Source organism: Methanobacterium sp. BAmetb5 (assembly GCF_003491305.1).
In the GTDB taxonomy this organism is placed as follows: domain Archaea; phylum Methanobacteriota; class Methanobacteria; order Methanobacteriales; family Methanobacteriaceae; genus Methanobacterium.
In genome coordinates this window covers 722,104-744,594 of sequence record NZ_CP022706.1, presented here as the reverse complement: position 1 = coordinate 744,594, position 22,491 = coordinate 722,104, and the positions used below count along the sequence as shown (strand labels likewise).

The window sequence follows — 22,491 nt, the reverse complement described above, 5'->3', positions numbered from 1 at the left end:
CTACTAGTTTTTGCTTTAGGTTGTTAGATTAATTTCTTAGGTTTAGTTTTAGTTGTTATCTTCTTTTATTCGATTGTTTTTAGTATTAGCTTGTTTTTCTTAAGTTCTAGGTTGTCAGGTTTTTTTCATGGGTTTTTAGCTATGGATTCTTTTTTAGCTTAGTTTTCGTTCTTTTTTAGCTTAGTTTTCGTTATCCCATTGTTTCTAGCTTGGTTGCCTTGGTTAGATTATGGTTTTTGCGAGGAGTAAAACTCCGTATTTTATTATGGTGAAATGTTAGTCCCGGAGATTTATCCGGGAATTATTACTTTTGACAGCCATAGATATTTAATCTGCATAATAACGTATTAATTTCGATGGATGGTTATTTATGGTACTGTAGAATTAATTGGGGACAAATTGGGATAGATTTGGGCATATCCATTTAAGTGATAAAGGGGTATGTAGTTAATGTGTGGTGTTTTCTTAACACCACACGCCCCCCCCCCTTCATATTTTTACTGGAGAGGTTTGCTATTCAGCCATATTTTTTAGTTAAAACCTTTCCTTTTTTAATTTCAAACTTCTATTTTCATATTTCAAATCTCTGTTTTAATTTCAGGTTATATTTTTTCATTTTACCCTTCCTTTTCCAATCCAAAACCTTCCTAAATCCAAAACCTTCCTAATTATTTTAATTTTAAACTTTTTCTGAAAAGATTACCCTTGATGATTTTCCCCAACCACAAAATCAAGTTTTCCTGATTTTTTTTAAATTAAAAGTGAAACTTTATAAAGGGCTTATTCTAAATGGGATATTACAGGAAATTTAATGGAATTTACTCGTGTGTTGTAGCAATGATTTAAATTGTAAAAATTATGGAAGGAGGATTTAAATGCATATTATGGAAGGGTTTCTGCCCTGGCAATGGTGCCTGGTATGGTACATAATATCCATTCCAGTGGTAGCTTACGGTGTTATACAGATCAAAAAGATAACCGATGAAAATCCGGAATCAAAGCCATTACTGGCAGTCTCCGGTGCATTTATGTTTGTTTTGTCATCTTTGAAACTACCTTCAGTAACTGGTAGTTGCTCCCATCCCACCGGGTCTGGTCTGGGTGCAGTGCTCTTTGGCCCGGCAGTGGCCAGTGTAATGGCCGCCATAGTTCTGGTGTTCCAGGCCTTGCTCCTGGCCCACGGTGGACTGACCACCCTGGGGGCCAACATATTCTCCATGGGAATTGTGGGACCGGTGGTAGCCTGGCTCATATACAAAGGTGTTAAAAATGCAGGGGGATCTCCCCTACTGGGAATATTCCTGGCAGCAGCCTTAGCTGACCTTTTAACCTATGTTACCACGGCCCTGCAGTTATCCCTGGCATTTCCAGTACCCACCTTCACGGTTGCCTTCACCAACTTCATGTGGATATTCGCCGTCACCCAGATACCCCTGGCCATTGCCGAAGGACTCCTGACAGTGGTGATATTTGATTACATTATGAAACTGCGACCGGACATCCTGGAAACCCTGAAGGTTATTGGCCCCAAGGTGAAAGAGAAAGTCAAAGGAGTGGTGTGAATGGATAGCAAGTACTACATTGTCATACTGGCCATTGTCGCGGTAATTGCCATCCTCCCCCTGGCCATGTACAGTGGCCTGGGTGAAGAAGAGGGCTACTTCGGTGGAGCCGATGATGCCGCAGGCACAGCTATCGAAGAAACAGGATACGAACCTTGGTTCAGTTCCATCTGGGAACCACCAAGTGGTGAGATTGCCAGTCTGTTATTTGCCATTCAAGCAGCCATTGGAGCCATAATAATTGGTTACATATTGGGATATTTCCATGGGCAGGCCAATGAGCGTAAAAAAATGGAAAAAGAAGGTGAAAAATAGGTCCAAAAACATATTAATTAAGGAAAAAGGGGAGGTACCATTAAGGTATGGTTGAATTTAAATAAAGTAAAGTATAAGTAAAGTAAAATTGATAATATCTAAAGTAAAGTAGGATGGGATCAGATGCATTCAATGTTTGAAAACACTCTGGATAACTACGCACACTCCAATGGCCTTAGGGAGACCAACACTCTCTTTAAAGTCATATTTGCGATTGCTACCATGCTGGTGAGTCTGGCATCCACCTCTCCCATAATACCCCTACTTATAACTTTAGTAATTTCATCTTTACTCATTTTCCAGGCAAAAATTCCCTGGAAGTTCTACCTGAAATTCTTAGCAGTTCCCTTCTTTTTTGGATTCCTGACCTTCATTTTCATGGCCCTGTTCTTTGGAGTAGGGGCCCATATACTGGATCTGGGAATATTCAACCTGGCCGTAACTCAAGATGGCTTCAACCGTGGATTGCTCCTTTTCTCCCGGGTATTGGGTGGTTTCACCTGCATGGCCTTCTTAGCCCTGACCATTCCCATGACCGAACTTTTCAGTGAATTAGAACGTTTCAAAATACCCCAAATAGTCCTGGAACTGGCCATGCTCATGTACCGCTACATCTTCCTGTTTTTAGATGAAGGCATTAACATGTACCATGCCCAGGAAACACGTTTAGGGTATTCTTCCCTGAAAAAATCCTTTAAATCCATGGGCATGCTGGGCAGCAACCTGTTCATCAGAACCTGGATTAAAGGTGAACAGGCCCATATTGCCATGGAATCACGATGCTATGATGGTTCCATAAAAACCGTAAAAGAACCGGAAAGCATGAGAACTATAGGGGCCCGAAACCTGGTGTTACTAACCCTCTTTGAGGTAGGTCTGGTTATTGGGCTGTACTTCACTGGAAACTTCACCCTATTCTAATTAAATTTATAATAAGCATTTATTGTTTTTAAAGCAAAAGCAGGAGTGCAATTTAGCATTTAAATGCATTTTTAAATCTACAGAAACCTTTTTATTTAATTACCCTAATTGAACCATTATGGAAAATAAATTCAGGGTAAAGATCATTTTTTATATCATTTGAACTTAGTTTAATTAGAATATTATTTGTGTGGGAATAGAAACTTTACACGGGTATAATATGAATGTTTTAGAAACTAAGAATGTTAGTTATCGTTACCCCGATGGTACACCGGCCCTGGAGGATGTAAACTTCAGTGCAGCCCAGGGAAAAATGGTGGCCCTGCTGGGTCCCAACGGGGCAGGAAAATCCACCCTATTTTTACATTTTAATGGAATCCTCCGACCATCTGCAGGCACAGTTATGGTGGATGATGTCTCACTCACCTATGATAAGAAATCCATAATGAAAGTGAGGCAGAAAGTGGGAATCGTATTCCAGAACCCGGATGATCAGCTCTTCGCCCCCACTGTGGAAGAAGACGTGGCTTTCGGACCACTGAACGTGGGTTTGGATCAGGATGAAGTGGAAAAAAGGGTGGCCGAATCCCTGGAAAGGGTGGGGATGGCTGGATTTGAAAAAAAACCCCCACATCACCTCAGTGGAGGTCAGAAGAAACGGGTGGCCATAGCAGGTATACTGGCCATGCGTCCGGAGATCATGGTGCTGGATGAACCCACCAGTGGCCTGGATCCCAAAGGAGCCTCCCGGATCCTCCACCTCCTGCACAAGCTCAACCAGGAGGGAATGACCATTGTCATATCCACCCATGATGTGGATCTGGTGCCCCTCTACGCATCCCAGGTTTACATCATCAGCGAGGGCCATATAATTAAGGAGGGAACACCACAGGATGTGTTCAGTGATGTGGAAACCATTAGAAACGCCAACCTGAGATTACCCCGGATTGCCCACCTCATGGAAATACTGCAAAAAAAGGATGAACTTCCCTTTGAAAAACCATACCCCCTGACCATTGGAGAGGCCCGGAAAAAGCTATTAAAAGAATTCGATGAATGAGATTTTTAACTTATTTTATCCACTTTTCAAAGAGGTGTAGCATTATGGGAAAAACACAAGTGGCCGTGGCTGAATGCCATTCTTATTCTGTACCCGAAGTTCAAGAGGCCATTAAAACCTGTTTAGATTCACTGGGCGGTTTAAAGAGATTTATCAAACCCGGAGACAGGGTACTGCTTAAACCAAACCTGCTCCAGGCCCAACCCCCTGAAGAGTACATCACCACCCACCCCGCCCTGGTGGAAGCGGTCATCAACCTGGTGAAGGATGCTGGTGGAATACCCCAAGTAGGAGACAGTCCCGGTGGATTTGACCGGAACATAGAAAAATACTGGAGGGTAACCGGCCTTATGGAAGTTTGCCAGAGACTGGATGTGGAACTGGTCAACTTTGAAACCAGTGGAAGCTACTCTAAGCAGAGAAATGGCCAGAAGTACCATATAGCCCGCCCAGTACTGGACGCGGATCTGGTTATTAACCTGCCCAAGATCAAAACCCACGGCCTCACTACTTTCACCGGTGCCATTAAGAACCTTTACGGAACCATCCCCGGATTCACCAAGGTCGAATACCATAAGCAGGCACCCCAACCCTTACAATTTGCAGAAAAAGTGGTCGATATCTATGCCTTAAACCAGCCCTGCCTCCATATCGTGGATGGAGTGGTGGGGATGGAAGGTGCCGGTCCATCCGCAGGCAAACCCCGTAAACTAGGTATGATCCTGGTAGCTGTGGATGGTGTGGCTTTGGACAGTGTTATTACCCGTGCACTGGGGCGCGACCCCCTGAAAATACCCACCACCCGCATTGCCTACCAGCAGGGTCTGGGAGAAGCAGATACTGATAGAATAGAAGTTCGGGGAAATATCCCCCCTATAGACAATTTTAAATGGCCTCCTAAATTGTCTTCAACTCTGGAGGTCATACCGGCCCCGATTGCCCGGGGTATTATGAAACTGTGGTGGACCCGGCCAGTCATTGATACTGAAAAATGCAACCAGTGCCGGAAGTGCCAGAAAAGCTGCCCCACACAGGCCCTTAAAAGACCGGAAAAAGTGGAGAAGGACTGCAAAGCTTATCAACCTGAATTTTACTACGATGATTGTATAAACTGTCTGTGCTGCATGGAGATGTGCCCCCAGAAGGCAATCTACCATAAACAGAGCCTCCTGCACAGGTTAACTTCCCTATTCTCTAAGTCGTAGTGGTGGCGAGAAGTAAAAGAAATTCCGCGCTTTTATCCTGGATCTGACCCTATTACACCTTTTTTTTATTCTGGATTTGGCCTTTTTTCACCTTTTTTTTTATCCTGAATTTAGTCCTGTTTCACCTTTCTTATTCTGAATCTGGCTTACTAATTGATGATGTAGGCCAGGGCAAAGAGGAGGAGTCCGTTGATAATCAGGATTACCGGTACCAGCATGCTCGGGATCAGACCGGGCATGATCATGGATAAACCAAAGGCAATGGCCACCAGGTTCAGCAGGGTCTGGGTTACCATAAATTTCTTAACTGTGGAGGAAGGGGGGCCTGTTTCAGGGTCATGTTTTTTCCTTCCCCTGATTATGGGGACAAAGCGCATAGTGAGTAATATAACCCCTCCCAGGATGTTCAGAGCTCCTATGAGTATTTGGAGCACTCCCGTTAGAATACCGGGAACAATGCAGGAGAAAATCCCCAGGGTGGCAAACACAATCCCCACTATGATTATTATCACCGAACGCTTGAACTGGCCCAGGGGTGTTTCCCCCAGTGTGGTCATCTGGAGGGCCATTATAACCGTTAAAAGACCTAACTCCCCGTCTGAAGAAAAGGGCAGAGTACCCTGATTAATGGGGAACAGAAGGCATCCCAGGAGGAATAGAAGAACACCGATCATGATCACCACGGCCGGTGATAAGGATAGGGATACACTCTGTAATGATTTAAATAACCCACCCTTTTCTTTAGAAATTGATTTTAAATTTTCAGGGGGATAAGACCGGGCCACCTTTTGAATGCACCAGGCCAGGTAAAAGATACTGATTCCATAGATCAATAAAAACAGGGCAGTTTGGGGATTGCTGGTTATACCGGGGATGAGGGTTATCAGTCCCAAAACAATGGTTATAACGTAAACCACACCACAGGCCACGGTTAGATGCTGCAGTACTCCTGGAATTTTTATCCAGGTCCTGGCCTTCCCTTCAAAGAACAACAACTGTAAAAGGAGGGATATTCCCCCGGCAAAGAGCAGTACTCCCACCAGGATCCGGACCAGTTCAGTCAGTTGTCCGGGGATGAAACAGGCCACCATTCCCAGTATTGCCGTGATTATACCGATTAAGACCAGTACCCATGAACGGCGAAGGTCACCAAAGGGGGTCTTACCCATGGTAATAACCTGGAAGGAAACAATTACCAGGAAGAGTCCGTAGGTACTGTCCGGTGTGTAAGGCAGTTCCCCCGTATTTATTTTAAAAAGGAGGAGGCCGAAGAGGAACATGAAAACACCCAGGATCAGTAGGATAACTACCTCCAGGGAGAGGTCCGATTCCTCCCTTATTTTAATATAATCATGGGTTTCCCTTTTAATATTCAAAGAAACATTCCCCCTTAAATGGGTAACATTTCATGTTAATAATAGGTTCCACCCTTTTCATAGGCTTCCCTGCGATCTCGTGCCATCTGCAGCATTATCTCTTCCACTTCCTCATTTTGCTGACAGTACAGTTTCCACTGTTTGGTGTATGGTTCTTCGGGAACCACTATGATCCCCTTGTGCTCTGAAACACGGTCAAGGATAAGCTGGGCTGCTTTATCCACGGGATAAGCATCATCGGGTATTTTAATTTCATCATGGGTGGTGCCATCTATTGATTTTTTGAAGATGGGAGTGGCAATGTTGGCCGGGCAGATGGTGGAAAAGTGCAGCCCCTTTTCTGCATACTCGTATCTTAAACATTCGGTCATTCCGGTGACACCGAACTTGGTAAGGGAGTAGAGTGCCTGGAATGGTGGTGGTAGCAGACCGGCAATGGAGCTGGTGTTAATGATATGTCCAGAGCCCTGTTTCAGCATGATGGGCACTGCAGTGTGCACACCGTAGATAACACTCCACAGATTGACATTTATTATGTTTTTCCAGTCTTCCATGGTGGCAGTTTCAAACTGCAGAGTTCCACCCACCCCTGCATTGTTAAATAAGAAATCTAACCTACCAGTTTCGGCTACAGTATTGTTAATAGCATTTTCCACCTGTTCCTGGACAGTGACATCGACAATTATGGTGTGCACACGATCCTTGAACTTGGAAAGTTTTTGGGCGGCTTTTGAAACTTTATCCGGGTTACGTCCGGCCATGTAAACAATGGCTCCTCTTTCCAGGAGTTCTTCACTCAGTGCGTATCCAATACCCGAATTTGCACCAGTCACAATACAGATCTTGTCCTTATAATACTCGGGATTACTCATGACATTACCTCCAGTTACAGGGTACTTAATATTCTTAATAAAGAGTTATGGAGTCATCAATAACTTAAATATTTGTATTAAGTAGTTAACTACTGGTAAATTTTTTTAAAAAGCAGGCATTTCCCAAATTTCATGACTTTTTCTTATCTTGCCATGATTAGAAGAGATTATAATAAAAAACGAGTTAAAATGGGATATTGGGGATTTCAATGTCTTAAAAATGAGAGTTCATGGCTTTTAAAAAAATTCATGTAAAAATTATCTAAAAATTATTCTGGTAAAATCACTTAAAAGAAGGAGATATTTTAAAAAATAAGGTATTTTAAAAAAAATATTTTAAAAAAGAACGGTAAAAAAAGGGAAAAGTTGTTTAATCCGCAATTTTAATGGCCTTGGTGGGGCAGGAAGTGGTACAGAATCCGCAACCAATGCATTTCTGGTTATCCAGTTCCACTGACCAGTCTTCCTCCATCTTAATGGCTTTCACCGGGCAGAGGCTGATACATTCCCCACAATCCATACATTTCTCTTCATCCTTCTTAACTACCTTTTTTATGGGATTAAGTTGAATACCTTCTTTTTCCATGTATTTTATGCCTTTTTCTGCTTCACTGCCACTGATCTCAATGAGCATCTTACCTCCCTTGGGGGTGATGTCCGCCCGCAGGATGTTGAAGGTCACATCGAAGTTTTTGATCAAATCCGATATCACGGTCTTACTCACAATACTGGGTGAGAAATTAAGCCAGGCTTTCATTATTAATCACCTTCCTCGTTGTTCTGGGAGCAAATTAATCGGGAAATATCCTCGGCAGTGATCATGCCCTTGACCAGATTGTTACGGTCAACTATGGGAACACCTGATATCTCGTGTTTGTCAATGCGCCGGGCAATGACTTCCACTGGTTCATCTTCCATGGCCACAATCACCTTTTTGGTCATTATCTCCGTGAGTTTCTGGCTGTCCTTGGCCACGGCCTGGGCAATATCCCAGCTAGTTACAATACCCATTAGTCGCCCGGCATGATCCACCACGGGAAGGTGGTTGATGTTATTATCCACCATCTTCCGGGCAACTTCAGAAATGGCCTCTTCAGCCCGGGCAGTAATGGCGGTTTTGCTTTTAAGGTCACGGACCATGATGGATGGTCGTTTGATTTCCAGGGGCTGGACAGTGAATCCCGAGGATGGGAGGTTCTCCACTGGACTGGTCAGGAAGAATTCACCATTATCCATCCATTTTTTAAGTTCTTCGGCTATTTCCAGTGCCTTTTTAAAGGAGGATAGTGGTGAAGTTTGCACCTCATTTCCATTGATTTCAATCTTCCCGGTGCGAAGCTCTTCATAATTGGTTTCCATCACTGCCGGACGGTCACGACGGGGAGTACCGTAATCGTAGATCTTGCAGGCTATGTCAGCATCACTGACTCCTGTGCGCCGGGCAATTTCCTCGTTGAGAACCGGGATGGGAATACCGGCACCCACATACAGGGTGGGACCGTACTTGGGCATGGTTGCTCCCCGGATGTAATCAGCATCCATCTTCTTCATATCCCCCTTGAGCATCAGTGTACCAGCCGATCCCACGGGAACACCGTTCCGGCGTTCACCTTCCGTGGCGTGCTGGGTTCCCTCACCGATAATGTAGCCCTGACTTCCGCATAGGAATATCCTGGTCCCCAGACCTATAGTCTGGAAATAGGGATCATTTAAGAGAGGGCTGAGCTCCCCTGCACTGGAATAACTCACATTACCCATCTGGGGCAGTAAGGTGCCCATGTAGGTGTAAATGGTTTCTTCAGTGGAGTTGGTGGCGGCAGCGTAGTTCTGATAACAGTTCCGGGGGTTAATCATAGTGGCCTGGTTAAGGTTTTCCAGGCTCAGGAAAGTGTGAACATCGGTACGGGGATAACAATCGGTACCATAGGCTTCGGCTACCAGTTCCACTTCTTTCCCTCTAATGAGGTCCTCCAGTAAGTGGGCTCCACCATAGTCCAGGCCGATATCCGGGTTACGGTGGGGTTGAGTAGCCCCGAGATAGGCATCCACAGCAGCCAGACCAGAATAAGCTTCCACGCCATTAATGTAGGTCCTACTCATCTTTATAGGTGGATCAGAATGTCCGAAGTTGAAAAATGCACCAGAGGAACACATAGCACCGAAAGTTCCGGTGGTAACAACATCCACCTCTTCTGCAGCTTTTCCTGCACCATTTTCCTGTACTATACGGGTCATTTCTCTCGCAGTAACCACTACTGCGTTCCCGTCTTTTATTTTCTGGTTTATTTCCTCAATGGTCTTCAATTTTTTCACATCCGGTGCTTTTTGGTAATAATAATCCTCTGATAAGAAAGAAATAATAATATTAGTAGGGTCTAAGTATTTAAGCCCCACATTATATATCTATTTTTCTCTAATAAAAGCGTAAGTTAATTCCTAATCTGGGAACAGAATTGTTTTAAGTTCCTTTAGATTCATGGTAATTAACTCTTCGGCACTGGGATCAGCCAGTATTTTGAACTGCTCCAGATCAGTTTCCTTATATAATTCATTCAGGACCCTCTGAAGTTGGGGTACTGGTTTATCTATTATTCTCTCTATTTCCTCCAGGTTTTCCTCAGTTAATTTAGATCGGTACCCTTTTATTCCTTCTTCATATTCTTTCACGAAATTTATGTTCATGGAAACGTAATCCCTTATTACAAAGGGAGGGAGCTGTTCAACACCCCTTAGTATCCTCCACATGTCTTTGGTTTTGATTTTCACTTCCAGTAACTCCTCCACACAGTCCCGGGCCTTTATGGCCCGTTCATTACTACCACGACCATAGACAAAGGAGGCCAGTATCACCCCTATTAAAACAGCGAAGAACACGTATAACTGATGTTCATAAAGTGATGATAGGGGATACCCACCAAAATAGAATATGATAAATACAGAAAGTATGGTTCCAGCTATAAACGTTAAAACTGCAGAAATAATTGCAATTATTCTATTCTCGATCAATTCTTACACCACTTAATTATCATACAACTGTTTATTTATATTTAAACCAGGATTACCAATCTTATTAAATCCCTAATATTCCTTAAAATTATATGTCATGAACAACATATTAGAAGTGGAGATATCATGAAAACGGAGCTTGATCTGGACTTACTGGAAAAAACACTGGATTCAGTGGATAAACATGTTGACTATGCTGATATAAGGGTCAATGAAAGCCAAAACACGGTTATTGTCATGAAGGATGGGAAGATCCAGGAAATCAGATCTGGTCTGGATCTGGGGGCCTGTATCCGGGTATTAAAGCATGGTGCCTGGGGTTTTTCCTACACCACCCGCCTGGACCGCCTGGACCATGTGGCAGAATCAGCAATTAAACTAGCCAACTCCCTTTCCAGTGATGTGGAAATGGCACCGGCGGAGGTAAGAACCGATAAAGTACCCTCCAATGCCCGTATAAAATTGTCGGATGTGTCCCTGGAAGATAAGAAAACGGTTATGACTGAGGTGGAACAGGCTGCCAACCTGGATAAAGTGGTCAGTACCACCGTGAACTATGTGGATGGGGAAGGAACCACCTTCTTTATAAATTCAGAAGGATCATCCATCACCATGGAAGAAAACCGGGTGGCACTATTCTTAAACGCAGTGGCGGCATCCGAAAGTGGTATACAGTTCGGCCACAAAAGCACGGGCGGAGCCAAGGGTTTTGAAGCAATTGAAAAGGAAGACCTGGAACTCATGGGTAGAACTGCGGCCACTAAAGCCGTGCAGTTACTGGACGCCAGTCTCCCTCCATCAGGACGTTATCCCATAATAATGGACCCGGAACTAACTGGGGTTTTCATACACGAGGCCGTGGGTCATGCTTCCGAGGCGGATCTGATACTGCAAAACGACTCCATACTAAAGGGAAAAATGGGAACCTCCATTGGCTCACCACTGGTTACCATTGTGGATGATGCCAGTATGGATGCCTTCGGGTACTATGCCTACGATGCCGAGGGAGTTAAAACCAGTGAAAACATCCTGGTTCAGGACGGTGTGTTAACTTCCCTTTTAAGCTCCAGGGAAACCGCAGCCAAACTTAACATCCAGTCCAGTGGAAACGCACGCTCCGGAGTTGGTGACCAACCAATAGTACGTATGAGTAACACCTACCTTAAACCCGGCCAGACGAGCTTCGAAGAATTGATTGAAGATATGGATCACGGAATCTACCTTAAAGGATCACGTGGTGGTCAAGTGGACACTGGTAAAGGAGTTTTCCAGTTCAACGCTGCCGAATCATTCCTCATTGAGAAGGGTGAAGTTAAGGATCCCCTTCGTGATGTGTCACTTTCCGGGAACATACTGGAAATTTTGCAGAAAGTGGATGCTGTTGGCTCTGACTTCAAATTAGGAGTAGGTTTCTGTGGTAAAGCCGGGCAAACAGCCCCCGTAGGAGATGGAGGTCCCCACACCAGGGTCAGTGAAGCCACAGTGGGTGGGGCCAGTTAAGGATCTTATCTGAACCATCGTGGCATTCATTTAGTCCAAATCTTACTATTCCTTAATCCTGAAGGGTTCATTAATCCTGAAGGGTTCATTAGTCTTGAAGGGTAGTCCTGGTTCATAGTTCAAAAGGGCTCCTTGTCCGAATGGATCCATACAAAAACAGGGGGATATGATGATAAGTGATGCAGAAGGGGAATTTTTAGTAGCACTGGCCAGAAGATCACTGGAAACCTACATAAAGGAGGGGACAATAATAAAGGTCCCCGATAATGTTAATCCTAAATTGAACGAGGAAATGGGGGCATTTGTAACCCTGACACGTGACGGGGATTTACGGGGATGCATTGGTTACCCTGAACCAGTAAAACCCCTGGCCCAGGCAGTGATAGAAGTGGCCATAAGCGCAGCCACCGGAGACCCCCGTTTTCCCCCGGTCACCGCCGCAGAACTGGAAAGTATTCAGGTGGAAGTTAGTGTACTCACCAGACCGGAATTAATTGAAGTTCAAAAACCCGCAGATTACCGGGATAAGATTGAAGTGGGACATGATGGCCTAATCGTGGAGAGAGGTATTTACCGTGGCCTTCTATTACCCCAGGTACCCCTGGAATGGAACTGGGATATTGAAGACTTTCTGGCCAACACCTGTATGAAAGCAGGGCTAAGTCCTGATTGCTGGTTACAGGAAAGAGTGAAAATATACAGTTTCCATTCCCAGATATTTTCGGAGAGTTAATTGTAAATTTCACCCCCTGGATTTATTTTTTTTTAACATTATTAAAAACAGAAAGTATATCTGTAAGGCCTAGTCATTATTTAACAAGGAATACTTTTTTTAGGAAGATAATCCCAGTACTATAAGTGAATAGTTGTAAGTTATTCCCCACTGATTATTTTTAAGAAAATTTCAGTGAATAATGATTATGTGAATGATAATTATCCATATTCTGAGTTCAAATACTTTAAAAATGATTCAGACTCATAAAATAATTCAAATTCTTTAAAGAATTAATTCAGTATAATAGATGTAATATAAATTGAAAAAAATGTGATTTTAATGTTTTTACCCAACATACCCACCCCGGATGAAGTGCTTGACAAGGGATTCAGCCGGGCTAAGAAAGCCGCGGCCAAGGTTCGCACCTCCAAGATTCACCGGCAGCATAAATCAAAGAGAATAGAGGAAGTAAGAATTCAAACTGCCTGCCAGGTCATCAGAGACACCTTTGAAGAGATACTGGAGAAAACACCCCATGTAGAGGAACTCCCCATGTTCTACCAGGATTACATTGATGTGGCAGTGGGAGTTGATGATCTTAAAAGATGTCTGGGAGCGTTGAACTGGGCCAACGGAGTTTTAGAAAAATTACAAAACCAGTATACTCATAAAGTAAGAAGATCACCCCCTGAAAATGCAGCACAGGTTAGAAAAGCAGCTTTCGGTAGGATCGCCTCAGTGGTTAACCGTATCGGAGATGAACTTGACTTTTTAAACTACGCCAAGCAGAAACTGCGTAACATACCCACCGTGGACACCGAGGCCACCACCGCAGTTATTGCTGGTTTCCCCAATGTGGGTAAGTCCACCCTCATGCGCAGAATAACCAATGCTGAACCCGAAGTTGCAGACTACCCCTTCACTACCAAGGGAATCCAGATCGGACACTTTGAAAGGCGCTGGCAGAACTATCAGATCATTGACACTCCCGGGCTTCTGGACCGCCCGGTGGAGGATATGAACCAGATTGAACTCAATGCCATGGTTGCCCTGGAACACCTGGCAGATCTTATCTTATTTGTATTCGACCCGTCCCAAACTTCGGGATTCCCTGTGGAAAACCAGGTAAACCTTTACTGGGAGATAAGGAAGATATTCAGAAACACTCCGGTTCTCCCGCTTTTCAATAAAATGGATCTGGCCGATGATGAAGAAAAGATTAAGTACATTGAACAACACATTACTACCGAGGATAAACCCCTGATGGTCGCTGCATCTGAAGGCAAAGGAATAGCAGAGATAATCACAAAATTAGAGGAATTTAACCGGGAAGAAATGAGAAATAGGGGAGACTAATCTTCTTTGGAACTTTTTTTCTCTAAATGGGTTAAATCCTTAATAGTGGAATAATCTCCCTGGATTTGGATAATTATTGAAGTTATGTGAGGGATTTCTATGGACGAGAAAAAAACAAGACTGGAATCCAAAGGCCAAGAAAAAGGAGTTAAAGCCAAAGCTGCCGAGGTTAAAGACACTGTTTCAGAAAAAGGAGAAGAAGTTAAAGCTAAAGCTGCTGAGGTTAAAGATACTGTTTCTGATAAGGGGGAAGAAGTTAAAATCAAAGCTACTGAAGCTAAGGATACGGTTTCTGATAAAAGCAAAGAAATCAAAGAAAATGCCACGGTTAAAACTGAAGAATTACGTACCACTGCCGAAAAAGTGGTTAATGATGTACTGAAAACCATTCGTGAGAAACAGGAAGATCTGGGCAAAACCATCAATGACTACACTGCACCCAACACTCCCTATGTGGATCTCGTGGACACTCCCACTGAATTCATTCTCGTAGCTGACCTTCCGGGAGTGGAGAAGGAAGATTTATCCGTGGATGTGACCCAGGAATCAGTGACCATCACTGCTACCTTCCCTGCAGCAATGGAGGGGGAAGATGTAGACTACATAAAAAGGGAAAGGGGTCATGGAGAAGTCACCCGTACCCTGAAATTACCGGAAGAGATCAAAATCAAAGAGGCCCGTGCCAATTTTGAAGAATCAGCCCTTACCATAAAACTTCCCAAAATACTTCCTGAAACCCAAAAATTAGAAATCAACTAAAATCTGGGAATAATCCCAGGTTCATCTATTTTTTTTGAAATTCTTTAAATGTAAGCTTAATCATTATTTTTAGACTCATTTTTCTTTTTAAATGCAGTAAATTCTAAATTCACAAAAAATTAGCTCTTATTTTTATGGAAATCCTGATTAATATATATAAATATAATTATCTAAAAAAAGGGTGGGTATTGATTTAAGGAAAAATTAGAAATGAGGAATTAATACCTAACCTTCCCAATGTGCCGGGTGCTTCCGGGATCTTCCTGGTTGAAATGGGCCATGTAATAAACAAACCATTCCAGAGGCACTACTAATACAAATGGCGCCAGTAATGGGTTTATATCTGCGTAATCCTGCATTCGGTATATTATATTATTCGCCCCAATTTTCTGGGAGAACTCTATTGATTTGCGGGTGAATTCATCACCAGGATAGTTCGCTTCAAGAAATACCACTGGAACATCCTTTTCCACTCGTTCAATAAGTCCGTGGCGGAATTCACCAGAATACAGTGGACAGGCATGCTTTATAGCCCCTTCCATAAACATGGTCATGGCCAGTTTATAGGCCAGTCCATAGTTGGGACCACTGCCCATGCAGTAGAATATATCGTAATCAGCGTATTTCTGGGCCAGAACCTTGTTTTCATCTTCAGTTCTTTTTAACAGGTCCTGGGTAATTGAGGGAATCTTTGCCAGGTCCGTCAGTACTTCCTGGGATTTAGAGGAGGTTTCCATTCCCAGGAGGATCTGATAAAGGCACATGAGTTGGGTCATGTAGGTCTTGGTTCCCAGTATGGCAGTTTCCCGGCCGCCCCTGGTTAAAATAACATCAGTTGATTCCTGGGCCATGGTACTTTTTTCTTCATTGATAATGGACACCGTGTGCATCCCTTCCTTTTTTGCTCTTCGAAGGGCGGCCAGTGTATCCGCTGTTTCTCCAGATTGGGATGTTAAAATTACTCCTGCATTTTTTTCCTGGAGATTTTTATGATAGAAAAACTCATAACCGGTAAAAACTTCCAGGTTCCTGTTTGAAACCATGTTCATAGCATCTTTAGCTGAAAAACATGTTGAAAGGGAGCTTCCACAGCCTACCAGATAAATTTTATCAAATGCATCGAATTTCTCACTCATTTCTTTCATGTGAGATTTTTCTGTCTTCATGGTGTCTTTCAAAGAGCGAGGTTGCTCCATCATCTCTTCATACATTTTATAATGCATTTTAGTCCCTCAATATGTAATAATCATAGTTGAATAGTGTAAATAGGGCACCAGAATATGGTGACGGAATAATTGACTTTTATTACTACTAAATTTGATCTATTTTAATAAATACTTTCTCATGGTATCTAAACTTCTCCATTAAGTGATTGTCTCTTTAAGGTATAAAAGGGCTTATTTTAATAGGAGTTTGAGTTTAAATTGATTACCTTTATTCATAAAATTTAGGATAGCTTTTATACATCAGAAGGTTATGGTTTATAATTTTTACTTTTCTGGGAAATGAATAATTTGGCCAGGCACACTGCCATTTCTGCCAGTTCTTCAACTTCCATTCCCACCATTACGATCATGGGTTCTTTTCCCCAGGCACCCTGGTGGTAGATGATATCTGGAACAGAGCCGTTTAGATTCTCTACAGCTATCTTGACGCCCCAGGAAATACTGCTACCTTCTTTTTTGGCCACTTCTTCTGGTTCATTGCTACGATCATAACTGGAAATCCTTAAACCCAGTTTACGGCATATTTCCACCAAATCAGGGTGATATTTAATGTTAAGGGCACTGCGCCTTTCAGGATCATAGTGCATGACTCCCAAAACAAGTCGGGCCATATGGGATGAAGCACCAAAATCCGGACCTGCCACCGCACGGGGCAGGCCATGGACACTGGTTATACGTCCGGGGATCCCGGCCACATCATCTATGGTTTGGGCATCCCTTTTGGCCATTACCAGGTTACTCCGGACTTCGGGGATTAACTGTGCAAATTCTGGTGACTTCTCTAAAATATGCACGGCCCTTTCCAGCTTCTCTATTATCATGAATATGAGTTTAAAATCAATGGAATATAAGTTTTGGTGTGGGGAGTTGTCACTGAAATTCTTAGTAAATTTGGTTCTATATCTCCCCTTTGCTGTTACATGAATATAACACCACAGCACATAATCTATCGATTGATATAATCAACACTAAAAAATCATTTTAAAGAGATTTAAACTAATTTATAGGCTTAATATTTCTTTAACTCCCCTTTAACATTAATAATTAACATTTTTACTTTTCTAGTCTCTGAATATTGTCTCAAATCTGGCCGGGGAAGGGGAATATTGTTATGGGGCAACAGCAGACTCAGATCTTAAGGCACATCACCCGGTGGCTTAGAGAAGGGGTGGGTGTCCCAAATGGAGGATCATGACTAGGACTCCCCATCACAAATTCCAATTCTAAGGCTTTTAAATCCAAAAAAGCCCCATTTAAGGGTTTCTTTGCCAAAAATAAATGAAAAGATTTATATGCACAAAAGGCCGATCTTATTGTGTCAGGAACCTCTATCTGTGTTCAACTGACACGCAGTACATTGAGGGGGCATAATACTGAAGCAACAATGGTTGCTAGCTGTGCTACTATTACTTGTAGCATCAATGCTAGCCCCTGGTATTAACTATGCCACCCCAAACCAGTCAATTTCAGAAAATTTCACGAACACAACCAATGTCAGTGAAATAGTAGAAAACACCACAAACTCAACCACTATTCAAAATACAACCACTGCGGTGGTTAATGATACATTTATTAGTCAACAAGAAAACCAGACATCAGACACATCCAACAACACCCAAAATAGTTCATCCGATAACAGTAATCAAACAGACACCATTCAGAATAACTCTGCGGCAGCATCAGATGGAACCTATACAAATGTCCACGGAATATGGTTAAATGTGGATGACGTAAACAACGTCAATGTCAACGAATTATTAACAGCCGGAATAACGGATGTATTCGTTAAAGCAAACCGCATATCAAATCCCACATATCAAAGCGTCCTGACGACCATAATAAACAAACTACAAGGTACAGAAATACGGATCCATGCCTGGATAACCTGTTTTGTAGATGCAAACGGGGATTGGGTTGATCCTAAAGACAGTAAAACCACCGATGCACTGGTAAATACAATAACAGATATCACAACTAACTACAACATAGCGGGAATCCACCTGGACTATGTCCGCTATCCCGGAACAGCCTACCAATACTCCGGAGGCACTGAAGCCATAACCGGCTTCGTCCAGAGAGTATACACCACTGTAAAATCCATAAAGGCAAAAGTTGCAGTCTCAGCAGCACTAATGCCTGAAGGAGCAGCCAACGCATATTACTATGGGCAGGATTATGAACAGTTATCAAATTACCTGGACTTCCTGGTCCCCATGGTCTATGAGGGAAACTACAAAGAAGACAATGATTGGATAACTTCCGCCACGGCTTACATCGTAAACCACTCCACCAAACCGGTAGTTGTTGGTTTACAGACTTACAAGAGTGACAGCAACTTAGTAGCTCTATCTGTTGAAGAAATTAACCAAGATATAAAATCTGCACTATCTGGAGGAGCATCAGGATTTGCGCTTTTCAGATATGGTTGGTTAGACAAGGATTTCTTTGATCAGATTAATCCGGGTACAACCTTTACTGTTGATCAGATAAAGGCTAGTGCAAGTGTTGTGAGAAGTTATGTGGAATCTAATGGAAGGCTGCCGGATAGTGTTTTAGTTGGTTCAACTAAAGTGACTATTCATCAGTTTTTGGAGCTTTTGGTAACTGCAACCATACAAATCAATAATGGAGTTACTGATTCCATACCATTGGGGACTTTCAGCGCACCTACTAATCCTATTGAAAACATTAGGGCTGGTAATATTCTCATGGTAGAATATCTCAAGATAGCCCATGATGTTAAAAACTACATGGATAGTAGTGGTAAAACGCCGGACTTCGCATATCAAACCAGTTTAGGAACCTATCTTAGGTTTGAAAACATGGTGTATATGTACAGCATGATCCTTGACTACTACAATACCAGTGGAAACAAGGCTCACTTCGCAATAATGAAACCATGGAACTCCATTGGTACTTCACCAAATACTGGATCAAATACATATACCATTGCGGAAATCGTTGATGCAGCAGGAAGAGTTAAAAGCTTTGTGGAAACTTATCATGTTCTCCCCAATTATGTACAAATAGGATCATTACAAGTTTCCATGCCTCAGTTCCTGTATTTACTCAGCACATGCACATCTCAACTAAATAGTGGCATCACCAGCCTGATATCTTTACCCAGTGTTTCGGTAGCATCAAGTCCTCTAGAACAAATGACCAGTGGAAACTTGGATAAAACTGAGTATGTTGACCTGGCTAACCGTGTAAAATCCTTCATGGATTCCAATGGTATAGCACCCAATTACGGTTCAACATCCCTGGGAAAGTTACGATTCGAATCACTGCTCTACCTTTACAGTAGAGTGGTTGCATTCTACGGACAAAACCAGTACCTACCCAACTATGCCACCATGAAATCATGGAGTAGCGTAGTGGCTACGGAACCCTCTGTACCAGCAGAACTTAAACAGTACCTGCAGGCAACTACCAAATGCGAGGTTAACGATCCCCGTATAATTGCCCTGGCCCAGAGCATAACCTCTGGTGCAACATCCAGCTATCAAAAGGCCACACTCATCTTTAACTGGGTGAGAGACAACATAAACTATTCATATTACTACGACTCCCAGAAAGGAGCGGTGGGAACCCTCACTTCTGGAAGTGCAAATTGCTGTGATCATTCACATCTAGTCGTGGCCCTTTCAAGAGCAGCTGGATTACCGGCAAGATACGTGCATGGATACTGTTATTTCACCAGTAGTGGTAATTGGTATGGTCATGTATTCACTCAAATATATGTGAACGGACAATGGTACAATGCGGATGCTACTAGCTCCAGAAATACGCTAGGAGTAATCAACAACTGGAATACCAACACGTGGACTTATAAAGGCACCTATGCTTCGCTGCCATTTTAAACACATTCTTTTTTTTCTTTTTTTATTCCCCTTAGCGGTAGCTAGGTAAGTTAGATATAAAAATCCTGGCATCCTAAAAATAAAAATCCTAACATTCCTAAAAAAATAAAAAACCTAAATATCCTAAAATATAATCCTGTCAGATCCCTAAAAATTAAAATAGGGGATTTTGTAGTGTGGAGGCCATAATCTTATTATCCCCCTATCCGCATCAGCAAATTCCATTTTCAAAACCTAACCATCTAATTCAGGCGAAAAAAGTAATTAACAGTGTTTAAAACTACCTGGGGGAAAATCAGACTCTTTAATTTTCTTGATGATCTTACAGGAACTATCCAGGGTGGAGCGGTGGTAACCCTTCACCTTAACCACTTCCGCGGCAATACCTCTTTTTTTGAGTTCTTCCCTTAGATGTTCCAGGTCAAAGTTCTGGTCCGGGCCGATGGCAATGATATCTGGTTTAATTTTGAGGACCGTACTGAACATGTCGGTTTCACTACCCAGAACTGCTTCATCAACCATCTTCAGCATCTGAACCACTTCCAGGCGCTGTTTTTCCGGGACAATAGGCACCCTTTTCCGGGCACGAACCGTGGACTCCCGGGCAATCACCACCACCAGGCGAGCACCTTCACCTCCCAGTTTCTTTGCTTCTTCCAGGTAAAATCCATGACCTGGATGTATTAAGTCAAATGTTCCAGTAGCCATTACAGTTTTAATAGTTACACCTCTTGTAAAAATTATTTTAATATGTTATTTGTTAAATTAACTTCTCAAATAGAGTAAATTCGCCCATAGTTAATCTGTCTTTAGTCAATTTATTGATCTTTTTTTCAAGATAAAAATCTATCACTTAAAAAATTTTCCAGCACACAAACAGGGGGGAAGGTAACCACCATAAAAATATCAGTCCATGGTTGGGTTTAATAAACGTTAGTTTTATAAATAAAGAATTAGTGAATTGAATCCTTAAGATAAAAAAAATAATCTCCGGAGTAATAGATAAAATAAGTCCAGGGAACATTTATTGTAAAAATCGCATCTTTGGTAATTATCATGAGTTCAAAAATTGCTAGAGGAAGCCTGATCATGCTGATTGGGTACTTCATCTTCCGTGTTGGGGGCTACCTTTATCGCTTTGCCACTGCATACCTTTTAGGGCCTGCAGGTTTCGGGATACTTAATTTAGCCCTCCCCACACAGAGTATACTAATACAAATAGCGTCGGGGGGAATGCCACCCGCCATTGCCAAACACGTTTCCGAGTATTCTGCCAAAGGCAATGAAGAAATGGTGAAACAGGTAATTCACACTTCCCTAAAAATCGTGATTGTTCTGGGATTGTTCTTCAGTTTGGTGATCTTTTTAATGGCTGATCCACTGGCCAATCTCTATTTCCATAAACCAGAAGCTGCTCTTCCCCTGAAGCTGGTGGCCCTGATCACCCCCTTCAGTGTGATCGTGGGTGTTTTCCGTGGTGCCTTCCAGGGTATTTTCCAGATGGGGAACATTGTCATCACCAAGGCTTTTGAGCAGATATTCATGATCAGCAGTGCCATCATCCTGATTCTGGTGGGATTCTATGTGGCCGGAGCGGTTATCGGTACTGCTATCGGGTTCCTTTTTTCCGCCCTAGCAGGATACTACCTGTACCGCAGGGGACTGGGGAAACGTCTAAAAAATGTGAAACTGTCCTTTACCCTGAAACAGGAATTATCCCTGGCTAAGGTGCTTATTATTTTTGCCTTCCCTGTTCTGATAACCGGGCTGGCGGAAACTGCTTTATTCGATGCCATTGGAAACTTCATTGTCGGGGCCTATCTGGCCAGTGAACAGCTGGGTTTTTACGGCGCAGCCACTCCAGTGGCCCGTTTACCCCTAATAATTTCCATGGCAGTGGCCACTGCCGTGTTACCTGCCACAGCCGAAGCTATGGGATTGGAAAACCGCCACGTACTTAAAAGCTATGTAAACCAGTCCTATCGCTACGTCAGTCTGTTGGTGGTTCCCATGTGTGTGGGGACCTTTATCTTCGCCACCCCCATAATGAAATTACTTTACGTTAATTCTGCTTACATGAATGGGGCCATGGCTTTACAGATATTATCGGTGGGAATGTTATTTTTCACTATCTACACGGTTTCTTCCAGTATAGCTCAGGGATTGGGAAAACCCTACCTCCCCATGGTTATTTTAGTGGCAGGAGTTATATTGGACGTGGCTTTGAGTATGTATTTAGTGCCTATTTACGGAATAACCGGTGCTGCTGCGGCCACAGCAATCACGGCCCTGTTCATAATGATTACCATAGTCTGGAAAACCCTTCAGGTGGCGGATGTAAAACTGGAATATAAAGATCTGGGTAGAATAGTCCTGGCCGCAGGAATAATGGGGGCAGTCTTACTGTTAATACCTCAAAACCTCTTAATCAGTCCGGCAATTTCCGGTGCAGTGCCTTCGAGTTACATTACTTTCTTTTCCAAGTATTTGGCCTTTGCTTTGGTCATGGTACTGGCGGCTCTGGTTTACGTGGTGGCTCTAATACTGGTGGGAGGACTCAAAAAAAGTGATATAAACGCTCTTCGAAAATTAAGTAGCAGAACCGGACCACTAAAAGGTAAATTAGATAGAATTATTTCCTATATAGAAAGGTTCGCCCATTAAACTGGGTTATCCCATTGAACTGGGTTATCATAAAATCAGGAGCGGGTTGATTAAAAATAATCCCCTCACCTATTTTTCTAACTTTTTTTTA

19 protein-coding genes are annotated in these 22,491 nt (G+C 42.9%); 11 read left to right on the top strand and 8 right to left on the bottom strand.

Going from position 1 to position 22,491, the window contains the following annotated elements:
* Positions 1-875 precede the first annotated feature (875 nt).
* From cbiM to CIT02_RS03515, 5 genes are all read left to right on the top strand, one after another.
* Positions 876-1,562 carry a cobalt ECF transporter S component CbiM gene (gene cbiM, locus CIT02_RS03535; protein WP_292614074.1) on the top strand — a complete coding sequence of 229 codons (687 nt, stop codon included), beginning with the start codon at positions 876-878 and terminating at the stop codon, positions 1,560-1,562.
* A complete protein-coding gene (locus CIT02_RS03530) occupies positions 1,563-1,877 on the top strand; it encodes an energy-coupling factor ABC transporter substrate-binding protein (protein WP_048085332.1) in 315 nt (104 codons plus the stop codon).
* Between the two features lie 132 nt (positions 1,878-2,009).
* Positions 2,010-2,798, top strand: a complete 789-nt coding sequence (gene cbiQ, locus CIT02_RS03525; RefSeq protein WP_292614070.1) for a cobalt ECF transporter T component CbiQ — start codon at positions 2,010-2,012, stop codon at positions 2,796-2,798.
* A 220-nt stretch (positions 2,799-3,018) separates the two neighbouring features.
* A complete protein-coding gene (locus CIT02_RS03520; protein WP_292614068.1) occupies positions 3,019-3,858 on the top strand; it encodes an ATP-binding cassette domain-containing protein in 840 nt (279 codons plus the stop codon).
* 44 nt (positions 3,859-3,902) lie between these two features.
* Entirely contained in the window at positions 3,903-5,063 is a 1,161-nt protein-coding gene (locus tag CIT02_RS03515; RefSeq protein ID WP_292614067.1) for a DUF362 domain-containing protein, read from the top strand.
* Positions 5,064-5,212: 149 nt separating this feature from the next.
* On the opposite strand, the gene CIT02_RS03510 is transcribed toward CIT02_RS03515, so the two are convergent.
* The 5 genes from CIT02_RS03510 to CIT02_RS03490 all read right to left on the bottom strand — a co-directional run bounded on the left by CIT02_RS03510 (position 5,213) and on the right by CIT02_RS03490 (position 10,317).
* Positions 5,213-6,439, bottom strand: a complete 1,227-nt coding sequence (locus tag CIT02_RS03510) for a DUF308 domain-containing protein (protein WP_292614065.1) — start codon at positions 6,437-6,439, stop codon at positions 5,213-5,215.
* A 35-nt stretch (positions 6,440-6,474) separates the two neighbouring features.
* Positions 6,475-7,311 carry an SDR family oxidoreductase gene (locus CIT02_RS03505; protein WP_292614063.1) on the bottom strand — a complete coding sequence of 279 codons (837 nt, stop codon included), beginning with the start codon at positions 7,309-7,311 and terminating at the stop codon, positions 6,475-6,477.
* A gap of 370 nt (positions 7,312-7,681) precedes the next feature.
* The gene (locus CIT02_RS03500) at positions 7,682-8,068 is read right to left on the bottom strand and encodes a 4Fe-4S dicluster domain-containing protein (protein ID WP_292614061.1); all 387 of its coding nucleotides are present in this window, start codon (positions 8,066-8,068) and stop codon (positions 7,682-7,684) included.
* 2 nt (positions 8,069-8,070) lie between these two features.
* The gene (locus CIT02_RS03495; protein WP_292614059.1) at positions 8,071-9,615 is read right to left on the bottom strand and encodes a homocysteine biosynthesis protein; all 1,545 of its coding nucleotides are present in this window, start codon (positions 9,613-9,615) and stop codon (positions 8,071-8,073) included.
* A 132-nt stretch (positions 9,616-9,747) separates the two neighbouring features.
* Entirely contained in the window at positions 9,748-10,317 is a 570-nt protein-coding gene (locus tag CIT02_RS03490) for a hypothetical protein (RefSeq protein WP_292614058.1), read from the bottom strand.
* A 126-nt stretch (positions 10,318-10,443) separates the two neighbouring features.
* On the opposite strand from CIT02_RS03490, the gene CIT02_RS03485 reads away from it, so the two are divergent.
* From CIT02_RS03485 to CIT02_RS03470, 4 genes are all read left to right on the top strand, one after another.
* Positions 10,444-11,817 carry a TldD/PmbA family protein gene (locus tag CIT02_RS03485; RefSeq protein WP_292614055.1) on the top strand — a complete coding sequence of 458 codons (1,374 nt, stop codon included), beginning with the start codon at positions 10,444-10,446 and terminating at the stop codon, positions 11,815-11,817.
* A 169-nt stretch (positions 11,818-11,986) separates the two neighbouring features.
* A complete protein-coding gene (locus CIT02_RS03480) occupies positions 11,987-12,550 on the top strand; it encodes a TIGR00296 family protein (RefSeq protein ID WP_292615011.1) in 564 nt (187 codons plus the stop codon).
* Positions 12,551-12,871: 321 nt separating this feature from the next.
* Complete coding sequence (locus tag CIT02_RS03475; RefSeq protein ID WP_292614053.1) at positions 12,872-13,888, top strand: NOG1 family protein; 1,017 nt, start codon at positions 12,872-12,874, stop codon at positions 13,886-13,888.
* A gap of 99 nt (positions 13,889-13,987) precedes the next feature.
* Entirely contained in the window at positions 13,988-14,647 is a 660-nt protein-coding gene (locus CIT02_RS03470) for an Hsp20/alpha crystallin family protein (protein WP_292614051.1), read from the top strand.
* 218 nt (positions 14,648-14,865) lie between these two features.
* Here CIT02_RS03470 and CIT02_RS03465 read toward each other — a convergent pair whose 3' ends face one another.
* Positions 14,866-15,870, bottom strand: a complete 1,005-nt coding sequence (locus CIT02_RS03465; protein WP_292614049.1) for an SIS domain-containing protein — start codon at positions 15,868-15,870, stop codon at positions 14,866-14,868.
* A gap of 251 nt (positions 15,871-16,121) precedes the next feature.
* Positions 16,122-16,694 carry a thiamine-phosphate synthase family protein gene (locus tag CIT02_RS03460; RefSeq protein WP_292614047.1) on the bottom strand — a complete coding sequence of 191 codons (573 nt, stop codon included), beginning with the start codon at positions 16,692-16,694 and terminating at the stop codon, positions 16,122-16,124.
* Positions 16,695-17,270: 576 nt separating this feature from the next.
* Between CIT02_RS03460 and CIT02_RS03455 the strand changes: the two genes are divergently transcribed.
* Positions 17,271-19,736, top strand: a complete 2,466-nt coding sequence (locus tag CIT02_RS03455; RefSeq protein WP_292614045.1) for a pseudomurein-binding repeat-containing protein — start codon at positions 17,271-17,273, stop codon at positions 19,734-19,736.
* Positions 19,737-20,000: 264 nt separating this feature from the next.
* Here the strand turns inward: CIT02_RS03455 and CIT02_RS03450 are convergent, their stop codons facing one another.
* Complete coding sequence (locus tag CIT02_RS03450) at positions 20,001-20,444, bottom strand: FAD synthase (protein WP_292614044.1); 444 nt, start codon at positions 20,442-20,444, stop codon at positions 20,001-20,003.
* A 348-nt stretch (positions 20,445-20,792) separates the two neighbouring features.
* Here CIT02_RS03450 and CIT02_RS03445 point away from each other — a divergent pair, with 348 nt between their 5' ends.
* Positions 20,793-22,400, top strand: a complete 1,608-nt coding sequence (locus CIT02_RS03445; protein ID WP_292614041.1) for an oligosaccharide flippase family protein — start codon at positions 20,793-20,795, stop codon at positions 22,398-22,400.
* Positions 22,401-22,491: the final 91 nt, after the last annotated feature.